The 15977-nt window shown below is 41.5% G+C and carries 13 protein-coding genes and 1 pseudogene; 11 read left to right on the top strand and 3 right to left on the bottom strand.

Features of this window, described 5'->3' with window-relative positions:
* Positions 1-713: 713 nt before the first annotated feature.
* From ACE1CI_RS15015 to ACE1CI_RS14975, 9 genes and pseudogenes are all read left to right on the top strand, one after another.
* Positions 714-1760 carry an alcohol dehydrogenase catalytic domain-containing protein gene (locus tag ACE1CI_RS15015; RefSeq protein ID WP_496615490.1) on the top strand — a complete coding sequence of 349 codons (1047 nt, stop codon included), beginning with the start codon at positions 714-716 and terminating at the stop codon, positions 1758-1760.
* A 448-nt stretch (positions 1761-2208) separates the two neighbouring features.
* Entirely contained in the window at positions 2209-3576 is a 1368-nt protein-coding gene (locus ACE1CI_RS15010; RefSeq protein ID WP_413261050.1) for an NAD-dependent succinate-semialdehyde dehydrogenase, read from the top strand.
* 59 nt (positions 3577-3635) lie between these two features.
* A complete protein-coding gene (locus ACE1CI_RS15005) occupies positions 3636-5366 on the top strand; it encodes an acetolactate synthase large subunit (protein WP_459563972.1) in 1731 nt (576 codons plus the stop codon).
* Positions 5367-5717: 351 nt separating this feature from the next.
* Positions 5718-6509, top strand: coding sequence for an exodeoxyribonuclease III (xth, locus tag ACE1CI_RS15000; protein ID WP_413261048.1), 792 nt, complete (start codon positions 5718-5720; stop codon positions 6507-6509).
* 2 nt (positions 6510-6511) lie between these two features.
* Positions 6512-7255, top strand: coding sequence for a class I SAM-dependent methyltransferase (locus tag ACE1CI_RS14995; RefSeq protein WP_413261047.1), 744 nt, complete (start codon positions 6512-6514; stop codon positions 7253-7255).
* Between the two features lie 47 nt (positions 7256-7302).
* The gene (locus tag ACE1CI_RS14990; RefSeq protein WP_413261046.1) at positions 7303-7620 is read left to right on the top strand and encodes a hypothetical protein; all 318 of its coding nucleotides are present in this window, start codon (positions 7303-7305) and stop codon (positions 7618-7620) included.
* A gap of 3 nt (positions 7621-7623) precedes the next feature.
* On the top strand, positions 7624-8409 hold the full coding sequence (locus tag ACE1CI_RS14985; protein WP_496615489.1) for a GDSL-type esterase/lipase family protein: 786 nt from the start codon (positions 7624-7626) through the stop codon (positions 8407-8409).
* A 30-nt stretch (positions 8410-8439) separates the two neighbouring features.
* Entirely contained in the window at positions 8440-8673 is a 234-nt protein-coding gene (locus ACE1CI_RS14980) for a hypothetical protein (protein WP_413261044.1), read from the top strand.
* A 23-nt stretch (positions 8674-8696) separates the two neighbouring features.
* Positions 8697-9236 (top strand): annotated as a pseudogene (locus ACE1CI_RS14975) (DUF928 domain-containing protein).
* Here the strand turns inward: ACE1CI_RS14975 and ACE1CI_RS14970 are convergent.
* Positions 9211-9354: a CHAT domain-containing protein gene (locus ACE1CI_RS14970; RefSeq protein WP_413261043.1), complete on the bottom strand. Its 144-nt coding sequence runs from the start codon at positions 9352-9354 to the stop codon at positions 9211-9213. The pseudogene ACE1CI_RS14975 and the gene ACE1CI_RS14970 sit on opposite strands and share 26 nt — an antisense overlap.
* Positions 9355-9455: 101 nt before the next feature.
* Positions 9456-10097 carry an adenylate/guanylate cyclase domain-containing protein gene (locus ACE1CI_RS14965; protein WP_413261042.1) on the bottom strand — a complete coding sequence of 214 codons (642 nt, stop codon included), beginning with the start codon at positions 10095-10097 and terminating at the stop codon, positions 9456-9458.
* Positions 10098-10283: 186 nt separating this feature from the next.
* Between ACE1CI_RS14965 and ACE1CI_RS14960 the strand changes: the two genes are divergently transcribed.
* Entirely contained in the window at positions 10284-11135 is an 852-nt protein-coding gene (locus ACE1CI_RS14960) for a PEP-CTERM sorting domain-containing protein (protein WP_413261041.1), read from the top strand.
* Between the two features lie 209 nt (positions 11136-11344).
* Complete coding sequence (locus ACE1CI_RS14955) at positions 11345-12127, top strand: ATP-binding protein (protein WP_496615488.1); 783 nt, start codon at positions 11345-11347, stop codon at positions 12125-12127.
* Positions 12128-12169: 42 nt separating this feature from the next.
* Here the strand turns inward: ACE1CI_RS14955 and ACE1CI_RS14950 are convergent, their stop codons facing one another.
* On the bottom strand, positions 12170-15865 hold the full coding sequence (locus tag ACE1CI_RS14950) for a WD40 domain-containing protein (RefSeq protein WP_496615487.1): 3696 nt from the start codon (positions 15863-15865) through the stop codon (positions 12170-12172).
* Positions 15866-15977: the final 112 nt, after the last annotated feature.

Below are 15977 nucleotides of genomic sequence, written 5' to 3'. Positions count from 1 at the left end.
TAATTTGTAAGTTAACTGAGTTATTTGTCTTTACAAAAACAAAATCCGAATTAGCAGAATAGATCGGCGCTGAAAGCCTAGATGATTAGCAAAGTTTCGGGTGACAAATATTCTGTTTCTCTAACCTCTGCGTCCACTACCTCGGTGATCGTCCTTAGTCTTAGCCCAGGGGTATAAGATAAGGGATTCTAAATTAACAGATTCCTCTGATTTTTCCGTAGTAATAGCTTGTGATTGAAGGTAGAAACTTTGGCAAGTAATTGTAAGGAAAGCCAAAAGTAAAGAGTTAACAGTAAATTTGAGATGTCCCATATAAATTTTTGAATCTCCTGCATTTCTGTTCCTTCTTTCAGGGACTTGAAGGAGCCATCAGGAAAATTTGTTTAAGTAATTTAAAAAAGAAAATTTACTGGCGATCGCCATTCATCTGGGAATAGCAAATCCGACTATTTTTTAGGTATGAGTATTTCTCTGCTCAAAATCGACTGGTTTGCCGATCGCATTTAGTAGAATCCTGTAGCTTTTGATCTAAATGCTCAAGCAGTAACTATATAAACTAGTGAATTCGCGGTTGACAAATTTTGATAACTATTGTCTAATCAGTGAAATTACTGACCTAATCCCTAATCCCTAATCCCTGTTCCCTGATTGACAAATAACCCACAACGAAGCACAAATGACAATAGAAACTGACTAGGGACAAATAACAAAGAATGAAAGCACAGGTTTTTAGAGGGGTAAATCAACTAAGCTACGAAGAAGTACCAGTACCGACATTGGCAGCGGATGAGGTATTGGTGCAGGTGCGGGTGGTGGGTTTGTGTCAGTCGGATATTAAGAAGATTCTTTATCCGCTTTATCAACCACCGCGCATTTTTGGACATGAGACTGCGGGGGTAATTTCTGCGGTGGGAGAAGCTGTAACAGACTGGCAAGTGGGACAACGGGTGGTGGTGATGCACCATATCCCTTGTATGCGTTGCGAGTATTGCTTAAATGAAAATTTCTCGATGTGTGAGGTTTACAAAAACATCACTACAACGGCGGGTTTTGCGCCTAGTGGGGGTGGTTTTGCGGAATATGTGAAGGTTCCGGGACATATTGTTCGCAGTGGTGGGTTAATTCCGATTCCTGATGATGTAACTTTTGAACAAGCGAGTTTTGTAGAACCGACTAACTGCTGTTTGAAGGCGGTGAAAAAGGCGGAAGTTAAACCGGGTGAGACGGTGCTGATTACTGGTGCAGGTCCGATCGGTTTAATGTTTATTATGTTGGTAAAATATTTTGGGGGGAGAGCGATCGCCACTGACTTGTTACCTTCCCGCATTGAAAAAGCCTTAGCTGTGGGTGCAGAAGCCGCTTTTGATGCTCGCGATCGAGATTTACCCCAGAAAATTCAAGCTTTAACTAATGGTTTAGGAGTTAATACTACTTTATTAGCCGTTCCCAGCGATAAGGCGTTTTTCCAAGCGTTAGATTGTACTCGCAAAGGTGGAAAGATTCTCTTTTTTGCTGAGTTTCCCGATGAAGTGCAAATTCCCATTAACCCAAATATGTTGTATCGTCGGGAAATTGATTTGATGGGTAGCTACAGTTCTTCTTTTAGGTTGCAATCTCTGGCTAATGATATTGTATTTAACCGCCGAATTGATGTGGATGCTTTGGTGAGCGATCGCTATCCTCTCCAAGAGTTACCCCAAACCGTAGCCAAAGCCGTTTCCCCAACTCCTGAGACTTATAAGATTCTCATTTATCCTTGAGTTGGGACAAGGGGCAGAGGGGCAGAGGGGCAGAGGGGCAGAGGGGCAGGGGGGCAGAGGGGCAGAGGAGCAGGGGGGCAGAGGGGCAGAGGGGCAGAGGGGCAGAGGAGCAGGGGGGCAGAGGAGATAACTTAAAATTTAGAACTTTCCTCAAAACTCAAAACTTTCCCAGTCCCCAGTCCCCAACCTTAAAATTATCCTGAGATTTATGAAGATTTGCTAAGTTTAAAAACGATATATTTATAATCGTAAAAATTTAGTAAATTACGCCAGAAACTCTGGTGAAACAATATATAAAGATAATGCAAATCTGCAAGATTTTTAACCTTTGATTGCTGATTTTATTTGAAAAATAAATCTAAGATTAAAGGAAGGCTGGAGTAGCAAATTGAGTATGTAAAGAACTAAAGTGCTACCCCAAGGTATGATTGCAGAACTGGAGAATAAAATGGGTATCGCCACTATTAACCCAGCAACAGGTGAATTAGTCAAGTCCTTTGAGGCGCTAACCGATGCGGAGATTGAATCTAAGCTGGCACGGGCGCAACAGGCATTTGAGAGTTACCGTCAAACGTCGATGAGTCAAAGGGCTCAATGGCTAAATAAAGCGGGGGATATTTTAGAGAACGATCGCGAACGGTTTGGGAAAATTCTTACCTTAGAAATGGGGAAACCGTTAAAAGCAGCGATCGCAGAAGTCGAAAAATGCGCTTCGGTATGTCGTTATTATGCGGAAAATGCGGCTCAGTTTTTGGCAGATGTACCTGTCACCACCGATGCTAGTAAAAGCTTTGTCCGCTATCAACCATTGGGCGTTATTCTGGCAGTAATGCCTTGGAACTTTCCCTTTTGGCAAGTGTTTCGCTTTGCCGCACCTGCGTTAATGGCGGGAAATGTGGGAATTTTAAAACACGCTTCTAATGTACCGCAATCAGCTTTAGCAATTGAGGAAATTATTCAAGCCGCTGGTTTTCCTGATGCTGTGTTTCAAACTTTATTAATTGGTGCAAATAAAGTTGCCGCAATTGTAGCAGATGAAAGAGTCAAAGCTGCAACTTTAACCGGAAGTGAAGGCGCAGGAATTAGTTTAGCAATTGCCGCTGCTAAAGATATAAAAAAAACCGTGCTTGAATTGGGAGGAAGCGATCCGTTTATTGTCTTAGAAAGTGCAGATATTGAAGCAGCAGCAACTACCGCAGTCACAGCGAGAATGATTAACAATGGTCAATCTTGTATTGCGGCGAAACGGTTTATTGTCGCCGAAGCAGTCGCCGATAAGTTTGAAAAGCTAATGGTGGAGAAATTCCAAGCTTTAAAAGTTGGCGATCCGATGTTACCAGATACAGAAGTTGGGCCTTTGGCAACTCCGGGAATTGTGCAAGAATTGGATGATTTAGTGGAAAAATGCGTCCAATTTGGCGGAAAAGTTTTAACAGGTGGACATTCCTTTAGCGATCGACCTGGCAACTACTTTCCTCCCACTATTTTGAGCGCTTTGCCTCCCGGATCGCCAGCAGACAAAGAGGAATTTTTTGGCCCAGTGGCGTTATTATTCCGAGTCAAAAATCTGGACGAAGCTATTAGAAAAGCAAATGACATTCCCTTTGGACTAGGGGCTAGTGCTTGGACTACAGTAGAAGAAGAACGCGATCGCCTGATTTCAGAAATTGAAGCAGGTGCCGTATTCATCAATGGTTTAGTGAAATCTGATCCGCGCCTACCTTTTGGGGGTATCAAGCGTTCCGGCTACGGCAGAGAACTAGGCATTCAAGGCATTCATGAATTTGTCAACGTTAAAACCGTTTGGGTCAAATAAAACTCACATCTTGCAGCATTAAGAGGTAGAACCTCCAGAGTCTCGTTCCCAGGTTTAACCTGGGAACTAAAAAAGAGGCTCTGCCTCTTGCTGCCAGATCTAACTATCAGTCTAATTACCAATTACTATCAACCGAGGAGTCACAAAGTAGAATGAATACCGCCGATTTATTGGTTAAATGTTTGGAAAATGAAGGTGTTAAATATATTTTTGGTTTACCAGGAGAAGAAAACCTCCATGTTTTAGAGGCAATCAGAAACTCCAACATCCAATTTATCACCGTCCGTCACGAACAAGGCGCAGCTTTTATGGCTGATGTTTATGGACGTTTGACAGGTCAAGCTGGAGTTTGTCTTTCGACTTTAGGCCCTGGTGCAACTAATTTAATGACAGGTGTGGCTGATGCTAATTTAGATCGTGCGCCGCTAGTAGCAATTACCGGACAAGTGGGGACCGATCGAATGCACAAAGAATCCCACCAATATTTAGATTTGGTGGCAATGTTTTCTTCGGTAACTAAATGGAATGCCCAAATTGTTCGCCCTAGCATTGCCCCGGAAGTTGTTCGCAAAGCTTTTAAAGTAGCGCAATCAGAAAAACCTGGTGCAGTGCATATTGATGTTCCAGAAAATATTGCGGCAATGGAAGTTACAGGCGAACCTTTAAGTAAGGGTGATGTGGAAAAAACCTTTGCTTCTTTCCGCAGTATTAAACACGCCGCAGAAGTAATTTCTCAGGCGCAAAATCCTTTGATTTTGGTGGGAAATGGGGCAATTCGCGATCGCGCTAGTGCTGCTGTAACTGAGTTTGCCACCCGATTAAATATCCCGGTTGCTAATACTTTTATGGGTAAAGGTGTGATTCCTTATACTCATCCTTTAGCATTGTGGGCGGTTGGTTTGCAACAGCGAGATTACATTAGTTGTGGTTTCGATCATGCTGATTTGGTGATTGCCATTGGTTACGATCTAATTGAGTATTCCCCGAAAAAGTGGAATCCTAATGGCACAATTCCAATCATCCATATTAATGCTACCCATGCGGAAATTGATAGCAGCTATATTCCCAAAGTGGAAGTAGTTGGGGATATTTCTGATTCCTTGGATGAAATTTTACAACGGGCCGATCGCACTGGTAAAGCAGATACTTATGCTTTGCAATTAAGAGATGACATTCGTGCAGATTACGAACGTTATGCCAATGATGATGGTTTCCCGATTAAGCCACAAAAACTAATATATGATTTGCGGCAAGTAATGGGTGAGGAAGATATTGTTATTTCTGATGTCGGCGCACATAAAATGTGGATGGCAAGACATTATCATTGCGATCGCCCAAATACTTGTATCATTTCTAATGGTTTTGCGGCGATGGGGATTGCGATTCCGGGTGCGATCGCGGCAAAATTAGTATATCCCGACAAGAAAATTGTTGCTGTTACAGGCGATGGCGGTTTCATGATGAATTGCCAAGAATTAGAAACTGCTTTGCGCGTCGGTACTCCCTTCGTAACAATCATTTTTAATGATGGTGGTTACGGTTTAATTGAGTGGAAACAGCAAAATCAATTAGGGCGATCGGCATTTATTAAATTCGGCAATCCTGATTTTGTCAAATTCGCAGAAAGCATGGGATTAAAAGGGTACAGAATTGAATCAACTGCTGATTTTATTCCGACTCTCAAAACTGCTTTAGAACAAGATGTCCCAGTAGTAATTGATTGTCCAGTTGACTATCGGGAAAATCTCCGCTTTACCCAAAAAGCAGGCGCTTTGAACTGCGTAATTTAATTAGTAATTCAAGTTGCTAGTTACAAGTCTAGTTCTTTCTTAGCCCCCCTAAGAGATCCCCCCTCCGCCCCCCTTAAAAAGGGGGGAACCAGCGGAAGCTTCGCTATTAACTTCACGGGGGGTTGGGGGGATCTAAACCTATTAAGCACAACCTTAGATCCCCCCTAACCCCCCTTACTCAAGGGGGGAACCGGAAACTAGTCACGCACCTAACAAACTGATGATTAGAAAAGGCTAAAATTTTTTTGAACCACGTTCGCGTAGCACACGCTACGCGAACGTGGTTCAAAAAAATCTTTTTCATAAGTCATAATTTATAATTTACAAATGACCAATGACCAATGACTAATAATGAAAATTGCCACTTGGAATGTTAACTCAGTTCGCACTCGCTTAGAACAAGTAACCAATTGGTTACAAGAAAATCCAGTAGATGTTTTATGTTTGCAAGAAACCAAAGTTGTAGATGATTTATTCCCCATAGCAGCTTTTGAAAGCTTAGGTTATCAAGCTTATATTTCCGGGCAAAAATCATACAATGGTGTAGCGTTAATTAGTCGTCAACCTTTACAAGAAGTTAGCAAGGGTTTTGCACGAATTTTAGGCGAAAATATTGCAGAAAATTTTGACGAACAAAAGCGAGTAATTACTGGTGTGATTGGTGATATTCGGGTTGTTAACCTTTATGTTCCCAATGGTTCAGCAGTGGGTAGCGAGAAGTACGAATATAAGCTAAAATGGTTGATTGTATTGCGAGAATACTTACAAAATTTGTTAGAGAAAACGCCTAATAATCTTTGTATCTGTGGTGATTTTAATGTAGCTTTAGAAGATATAGATATTCATAATCCCAAAGGTAGAGAAACTAAGATAATGGCGACAGATTTAGAACGCCAATCCTTGAAAACTGTATTAGAATTAGGGTTAATTGATGTGTTTCGGAAATTTACTTCCGAAGGTGGACATTATAGCTGGTGGGATTATCGAACAGGTGGTTTTAAGCGCAATTGGGGATGGCGAATTGACCATATTTATCTTACTCCTAGTTTGTGTGATCGCGCCACCAATTGCACCATTGATATCGAACCAAGAAAATTAACTCAACCCAGCGATCATACTCCTGTAATTGTTACCCTGGAATAGCTATGAATAGAACAGATACCGCTTGGCAAAATGCTCAATTAGCTCAAACTTTTCTCGAAGGAGTACGCGGAGGTATTCCCCTTGCAGCAGAGCAAATTAACTTGATGTTAAAAATTATAAACTTAGCTTTGCCAAAAGTCGAAACTTTTTTAGATTTAGGTTGCGGCGATGGCGTTTTAGGGAGAGCAATTTTGGCTAAATACCCAAATGCTAAAGGGGTATTTTTGGACTTTTCCGAAACAATGTTAACAGCAGCTAAAAGCAAACTGGGAAATAATCAAGATGCCGAGTTTATTTCTCAAGATTTTGGAGTAAAAGATTGGGTAAATACCGTAAAAAATCAAGGAGATTTTGATTTAATCGTTTCCGGTTTTGCGATTCATCACCAAACTGATGAACGGAAAAAGGAAGTTTATCAGGAAATTTATAGTTTGCTTAAACCAGGCGGTTTATTCTTGAATTTAGAACATATTCTATCGCCTAGTCAATGGTTGGAAACAGCTTTTTCAGAGGTTTTTATTGACTCGTTGTATGAGTTCCATCAGCGCAATGAATCAGGGAAAAGCCGAGAAGAAATTGCTCAAGAATTTTACCACAGACCTGATAAAGTAGCAAACATATTAGCACCTTTAGATGTTCAGTGTGATTGGTTGGAAGAAATCGGTTTTATCAATGTTGATTGTTACTTTAAAGTTTTGGAAATAGCGTTGTTTGGGGGAATGAAAGCAACTCAATTGTCTATATAATTTACTGTAGATATCTAGAAATCTCAAGCACTAGGGATGTATAGACAATGAGGCAGAAAAAGTTAGCGACATTTCGCATTGATGCTGATGAATGGGAAGCCTTTCAGGAATGGGCTAAGCGCAGTGGTACAAATGCTTCTGCTCTACTGGTTAATTATATAGAGGAATGTCTAGATCGGACACCGACGAGATTTTCCCGACAGCCGATCGATCGCATTACCAACAATATAGACAAGCGCCTAGACAGATTAGATCAAAGAGTCACATTTCTCGAAACATCTCTGGAAGCACGTATTCAAAAACTTGTGCAACAACATATAGCGGCGATAAATGATACATTGAACCAAACAGAGGAAAACACTTGAATCATGAAACGTGCTTTTCGTATTGCAACTGTTGTCATCAAAGAATGGATTTTGTTCAACTGGATTTCTCCAACCTTGTCTCGGCTGCCAATACGAAAACTTGATAAACTAAATCATCGATTAACTGATTGGGCAGAACTGGGTTTTTATCAGCAAGCAAACGCATTACTTCCGCCTCCGAAGATGAATGAAAATCGGATAGTCTTTTTTGGAGATTCGATTACTGAATTTTGGGATTTAGCCAAATATTTCCCTGATAAACCTTACATTAATCGCGGGATTGCTGGGCAAACTACGCAGCAAATGTTAATTCGCTTTCGCCCGGATGTGATTGCGCTTAAACCAAAAGTGGTGGTAATTTTAGCTGGAATAAATGATATCGCAGGTAACACAGGTTTGGTGACATTGGCGATGATTGAAGATAATTATGCTTCAATGGCAGAACTCGCGCAAGCTAACAAAATTCAAGTTATTTTTGCTTCAGTTTTACCCATTAATGACTATAGTTCGATCGCGCGATCGCCAATACATCTACCCACTAAAATTCGCGCACTCAACGATTGGCTGCAACGCTACTGTCTAGAACACAATCACATTTACCTCGACTATTACAGCCAAATGCTCGATCGACAGGGAATGCTAAGGGCAGATTTAGCAGATGATGGCTTACATCCTAACACTAAAGGTTATGAAATCATGGCTCCACTGGCTGAATCTGCAATAGAACAAGCACTTGATCTAGATCCCCGACTTCTTGAAGAAGTCGGGGATCTGGGCATATCATTTTGATAGTATAGATCGCTACTTTAAAACTAGCCTATGTATAGCGAATTGAAGCAAGTATTTTTGATTAGCTGTGTACTAATAAGTACAGCAATTAGCCAACCGCCATCCCTTGCCCAAACCGAGCAAGTAAGTACAAATAATGCTGACAAAATAAAAATTCGTTTTATTTTGGCAAATCCAGATCCGCCAGATCGGGGAACTCCGCGAACTAACCAAGGAACTGGTAGTCGTGGGAACTGTTATATAAACAGGATAATCCTCCACTAACGGCTTTAGTAGGTGCTAACAATTTGGAGTTAACTACTAAAGAACGTCCTACTTTTTGGGTTTATGTACCCTACACTTCTGATGAAGCACCTAGCGGGGAGTTTTCCTTGCAAGATGGGGATGAAGATGTTTACCGAACTCGCTTTCAATTAACAGCTACGCCAGGAATTGTTAGCGTCACTCTTCCGGCAACAGCAAAACCTCTAGAAATTGGAAAAACTTACCGTTGGTACTTTGAAATTAATTGCCCTAATACCCAAAGAACAGCTAGAACTGCGCCTGCTTCTGTGACTGGGATAGTGCGACGGATTTCACCTTCTAGCAATCTGGAAAATGCTTTAAAATCTGCACAAAATCCTTTATAAAAAATTGCGGCTTATGCACAAAATAGTATCTGGTATGATGCTTTAACTGAATTAGCTCAACTGCGATTAAATACATCACAAAATGCGGAGATTGAGAAGATTTGGGTTGAGTTGTTGAGCGATCGCAATATCGGTTTACAAACTTTGGCAAAAGAACCGATCGCTGGCAATGTTACAACCAGTTCCCGACAAGAGTAAAAGCTGCCCAATGATAAGGGCGATTATAATCTGCATCGGGGTACTTGGTTAAAAAAGCAATTTGGCTATTTCGCAAAGCTTCGGCTTTGCTAATTTGTGGATTATTTATGCAAACCATTGTTATTAATATCCCTAGCTTGATTGACAATATTGCCTGGATTACTTGCAAATTGTAAGCCGATCGGTACACTAATAGTTAGTAGCGTTGTTGATTGCGGATTAGTTGCAGTGCAATAAGGAACGAGCGGATAATGAACTACCAACTCTTTCTTCCGCAGGTTGAGATTGCACATCTTCTTCGGTAATAGTTACTAATAAAAGCCTTTCATCTGGTTTTTCTTGAGGTCGTAATTGCATTAATAAATCAAAACTTTGTAATTCCCAAGTTTGCAACCAACCGAGCGATCGCACTCCTACGGTTAGGCTAGTTGCGATCGTACTCACTAACGCTAATTTTAACCAATTTATTGCCCGTCTTCTTAACGGATTTAATTGTAACTTAACTCCTGCTTCAGTTAGCGAATAAAAAGCAGGAATGTGATAAACCGGGACGGGATTTGAAATACCTTTTAGCTGGCGCACTCCAACATAAAATGCCTTTTTTTGCAAGTCAGATTTCGTCGCTTTGTAGGCATCTTCTGAGATACAAATTCCCCCTGATTCTGCCTCTGATTGCAGACGTGCTGCTAAATTTACGCCATTCCCCATCACATCACTACCGCTAAAAAAAACTTTTCCTAAATGAATGCCAATTCTGTGCAATAAAACATCATTTTTGGGTAAATTAGCCGCAGCTAAAGCTAATGATTTTTGAATGTCGATCGAGCAAGCCACAGCTTTTTCCACACTCGTAAAATACATGAGAATTCCATCACCTAATTTTCCGCTAATGCTGTTACCTTTAGATTTGATGGAGAACGCATCAAAGGTACTTACTCAATTAGCGATGACATTTACAGCGCATGGCTTTCTGCTATTACCAACCCTCAATATGATGAAATAGGTAGGGCTGATTATACTATATACCGGGAAATAACGGACTTTACCATGTTTTTAGATGGTCAAGATGCAGGTTACAGACGTAATCCAAATCGAAATCAATTTTACGCTTACGGCTCAACTAATCGCGACAATCCAGGAGCTTATTATGATTATTTTGATCTAATCATTCAATCACAATCTGACCAGAATCCAAATGATTTTTATGTAGTTTTTGGTAACAACGATGGAGTCTTGGAAGAAGGCAGACCCCGACCCACAGATTGTATAATTCCCGGTAAATCTTGTTCAGCTAGTGCAGGTTTCACCGCATCTTTTAATGAAAAAGTTACTCATTCAGTTGTGACAGGTTCCTCTCGACTCGTGCCAATTTCAGCCCAACAAGTCGGCGATGCTTTAATGTTTGATAATGCCCAAAGTGGTTTTTGGTTCGCTACTCCATCCAATCTATCAGGTAATAGTTTTGAATTGGAGATGGCTGGAGATGCCAAATTTAATGCAGTTTCTAACTTTTTGGCTGGTCTGAATGACAGTAGTTTGTTTAGTATTTCTGTGGGAGATTCTATCGTTGGTCAATATAAATCCGGTGATAATATTGACTTCGTTAAACTGTTAGGCAGTGGGGTTTCCAAATTCAAAGTTACTAGCGATCGGGGTTTCACTGCTAGTGATTTAAAAGCACTTTCAAGTCCAACCTATTCGAGTCAGTTCATCTTTGACAGAGAAACTGCTAGTTTCAAGATGACTTCCTCATCTCAACCAAACCCCCAACCGAAGCCAGTTCCCGAACCGACTTCCGCCTTAGCTTTGCTCATCTTTGGTGGTGCTTGGATGTTGAAACGTCAATATTCTTGTTCAACAAAAGTGCAGTTAGTTTCAAAAAGTGATGCTGTAGGTTAATGTCTGATTTCTCCCTTCCTTCATGGCTAACAACTTCAAAGCTCACGTTGATGGGCTTTTTCTTTATAGCTGTTAGCTTCTAGCCTCATCAGCTGTAACTTCCTGTAACTTTTGCTCTACCTACCTGACTCGGCGTTACTATTGTGCTGTAACTTTATCTATCGACTTGAGTAAGTGCGATCGTTTTATTTTAATCAAATCCGCAGGCGTTGCCACCCCAATCAAAGCAAAAGTTAAACTCTAACATTACAAATGGTAGCATTTTAATTATCGGTCTGATTAGTGTAAACCTTTGCACGATCGCACAAATCCATCAACAAATGACATCGGCATCAGTTGAATCAATTTGGCATATTGGAATGTGCAGTTTAATGACAACAACGATCGCAGTTATGCCGATATTAATTGGGGCAATTGTTTTTGTGATTTGGCGATCGCTCCGTCCCTTGCAAAAATTTACTGATGCCATTGCCATTAATTCAATTAACCAAAATACCCAAGCTAATTTTCGGGTCGCAGAAATGCCAGTAGAAATTCGCCCGTTGCTGAGAACTTATGATAAAGATGTGGTTAATGATGCTGTCAGAATGACCGAAAAATTCCAACATCGCATGATTCAAGTAACAGCTAATTCGGGAAAAATTATGGTTAAGTCCGAGCGCAATTCCCTTTTGCAAGTTCTCATCCATTTAATTGATTATGCCAAACCTAGTTGTAGAGACGTTGTATACAACGTCTCTACAACAATAATTCAACTGGAACAAAAAGATGATTTAGTAATTATTCAAGTTAGCAATCCAGGCGGCTGTGAGCCAGGTATTTCTGGAATATCTCATCAACCGATAAATTTATCTGACGCTCATTCCCAAGAAACTCTAGATTTAAAATTAGAAATTATTGATACATTAGTCAGGCGAATGGGTGGAAATGTTTTTGTCCAATCTCATCCAGGTCAAGGAAGTGACTTTTGGCTCAGATTTCCGGCTCAATAGTAATTTAAGGGCGGGTTTATAGATATTTTGGTCAGAAAGATTCTACTTTTTGGCGAGGTATTTGGCACAGGTACGCCGTTCTTCATCTGTCGCATTAGGATTAGTTTCTAGATAATTTTTTATCCAATCACAGCCTATTGCCATTAAATTGTCTAAATCTGTATCCCAGCTATAGACAGTATTTTTATCATTACCAGAAGTGAGAATTTCGCTGTCGATACCCCACAGTTTCACCGTCTTGTCACGACTTGCGGTAGCCAGAGTTTGACCATCCGGACTCCAACTCACACTTGTGACAGAATCCTGATGACTTTGAAGAGTTTGCAGCAACATTCCTTGTCGGTTCCACAGTTTCACCGTCTTGTCAGCACTTGCGGTAGCCAGAGTTTGACCATCCGGACTCCAACTCACACTTAAGACATAACTCTGATGACTTTGAAGAGTTTGCAGCAACTTTCCTTGTCGGTTCCACAGTTTCACCGTCTTGTCACGACTTCCGGTAGCCAGTGTTTGACCATCCGGACTCCAACTCACACTTGTGACAGAATCCTGATGACTTTGAAGAGTTTGCAGCAACTTTCCTTGTCGGTTCCACAGTTTCACCGTCTTGTCACGACTTCCGGTAGCCAGTGTTTGACCATCCGGACTCCAACTCACACTTGTGACAGAATCCTGATGACTTTGAAGAGTTTGCAGCAACTTTCCTTGTCGGTTCCACAGTTTCACCGTCTTGTCAGCACTTGCGGTAGCCAGAGTTTGACCATCCGGACTCCAACTCACACTTAAGACATAACTCTGATGACTTTGAAGAGTTTGCAGCAACTTTCCTTGTCGGTTCCACAGTTTCACCGTCTTGTCACGACTTGCGGTAGCCAGAGTTTGACCATCCGGACTCCAACTCACACTATTGACCCAATCCTGATGACTTTGAAGAGTTTGCAGCAACTTTCCTTGTCGGTTCCACAGTTTCACCGTCTTGTCACGACTTGCGGTAGCCAGAGTTTGACCATCCGGACTCCAACTCACACTATTGACCCAATCCTGATGACTTTGAAGAGTTTGCAGCAACATTCCTTGTCGGTTCCACAGTTTCACCGTCTTGTCAGTACTTGCGGTAGCCACTGTTTGACCATCCGGACTCCAACTCACACTTAAGACATAACTCTGATGACCCCTAAGAGTTTGCAGCAACTTTCCTTGTCGGTTCCACAGTTTCACCGTCTTGTCAGCACTTGCGGTAGCCAGTGTTTGACCATCGGGACTCCAACTCACACTATAGACTCCACTCTGATGACTTTGAAGAGTTTGCAGCAACTTTCCTTGTCGGTTCCACAGTTTCACCGTGTTGTCAGCACTTCCAGTCGCCAGAGTTTGACCATCGGGACTCCAACTCACACTATAGACTCCACTCTGATGACTTTGAAGAGTTTGCAGCAACTTTCCTTGTCGGTTCCACAGTTTCACCGTCTTGTCCCAACTTCCGCTAGCCAGAGTTTGACCATCCGGACTCCAACTCACACTTGTGACAGAATTCTGATGACCACTCAGAGTTTGCAGCAACTTTCCTTGTCGGTTCCACAGTTTCACCGTCTTGTCAGCACTTGCGGTAGCCAGAGTTTGACCATCCGGACTCCAACTCACACTATAGACTTCACTCTGATGAGTTTGAAGAGTTTGCAGCAACTTTCCTTGTCGGTTCCACAGTTTCACCGTCTTGTCCCAACTTCCGCTAGCCAGAGTTTGACCATCCGGACTCCAACTCACACTTGTGACAGGATACTGATGACCACTCAGAGTTTGCAGCAACTTTCCTTGTCGGTTCCACAGTTTCACCGTCTTGTCAGCACTTGCGGTAGCCAGAGTTTGACCATCCGGACTCCAACTCACACTTCTGACAGAATTCTGATGACCTGACAAACTATTTCGTTCTCTGATTCCACGACTATTAACTGCTTGGTACAAGGCAGCGATTACTTTTCCTTGAATATCATTTGTAATAGATTCTGGGAAATTTAGCTCTTTGAATGGTTGTACTGCTTTTAATGCTTCCAGTAGTGCTTTCAACTTTTCGCCAGAACGAAAAGATTCTTGGGAAGAGAGGCTTCTCTCTACGGCATTTCTTAAATTTTGGGCTTGCATGACTTGGTAATTGGCGAACAAACCTGCCCCAACTGCAAGTAATATAAATACGCCAGCAAAAACCGAAGTTACAGTCCTAATCTTTAGCGCTTGTTGTTTGGCAACCCGTTCATCCTCTAACGCCAATTCTGCTTTCTGCCTCGCCTCACTTAAAATTTGATTAGCCTCTCTCTCGGCTGCCAAAGAACGCTCAACTTCCCGCCTTTCCAACTCCCGACTAGCATCCAAAAACTGATAATCTTGGTGGCTTAAACTTTTGCCAGTTGCCCAAGCTTGGGCAGTTTCCAAAGCCTGACCCCGCAATAATCGCGATTCATCTTGAAAATTAGAATCTACCCAAGCCCGAAAATTTTCACTATAAGGACGGAGATTAGCTAAAGCGTTTTCCACCCAATCAAAGTTAAAAACCGACTGATAAATTCGGTTATAAACTCTCAGTTTACCCTCACGCTTGACCACTAATCCGGTAAGACGCAGTTCCATTTGTGCCGGAGTATCGTCTGCTGCGACTGGGGACTGGGAAAGTTTTGAGTTTTGAGTTTTGAGTTTTGAGTTAGGAAGAGAGTTTTGAGTTAAAGAATTTTCCTGCTCCTCTGCTCCCCTGCTCCTCTGCTCCTCTGCTCCCCTGCTCCCCATCTCCCCATCTCCCCAGCTTTCTGATTGCAGGATTCTTTGATATATTCCTAATAATCTGCCTGCGCGTTCTTCGCTTCTTAAAATCCTGTCTCTAATCGTCTTTAAATGCTCTGGTACATCCTGGGTTTCCCAATTTTCAATTACCCGCTTTTGCACCAAATTTTCTATCCACTCAAGAGGATTTATGATTGATTCATTATCTAAATTATTAGTAATTAATTTACAAATCTTTTGGGTTAAAAAAGGTTGTCCGCCAGTCCAAGATAACACCGCAGCTAACAATTCTTGGGAATTTTCCACTTGATTGGCGAACCCTAAAGCTAAAGGTTCAGCTTCCGTTAATTGAAAACCAGTTAACTCAATTGCTTTACCTATATTAAATGGTGTACGACGACGGTCACTAATCAAATCCGCAGGCGTTGCCACCCCAATCAAAGCAAAAGTTAAACGGTTATATTCAGGATTATCTGCCCGTTGGTTAAAACAATCCCGAATCACCGCAAAAAAGTCATCAATATTAAATGGTAAAGCCAAAACACTATCAATTTCATCAACAAAAATAACAATAATTTTATCAATAGATTGCAGGAGGATTTCCCCCAAAAACTTGCTAAACTTTTGTACCGGAGAAAGTAAGCTGTGAGAAACCCACCATTCTTCTAAATCGAACTCGCTGTAAAGTTCAAAACCGTTAACTAAATAATCGATAACTCCCGCATACCATTGTTCAGGAGTAATATCAGAAGTACCTATAGCAGTAATATCAATAGAAGCACAAGCAATTCCCTCATTTTGTAACCGCTGCATCGTTTGTACGCGCAAACTAGACTTACCCATCTGTCGGGAATTGAGCACATAACAAAACTCACCCGCTTTTAAACCTTCATAAAAATCTTCGTCAGCCTTTCGTCTAACATAAGTAGGCGCATCAATAGGTAAACTACCACCGACTTGATATAGCATCTTTCGATTTTAAATAAATTACCTACATTCTACACCCAACACCTAAAAAGCCAACTTAGCCAAGACAGGGCGAAGCATTTGGGTACAAGCATCTTTAATAAATTGCAAAGCT

This window comes from Floridaenema flaviceps BLCC-F50 (genome assembly GCF_041929275.2).
GTDB lineage: Bacteria > Cyanobacteriota > Cyanobacteriia > Cyanobacteriales > Aerosakkonemataceae > Floridanema > Floridanema flaviceps.
The sequence above is the reverse complement of the archived record's forward strand: the minus strand, read 5'-3'. Positions and strand labels throughout refer to the sequence as shown.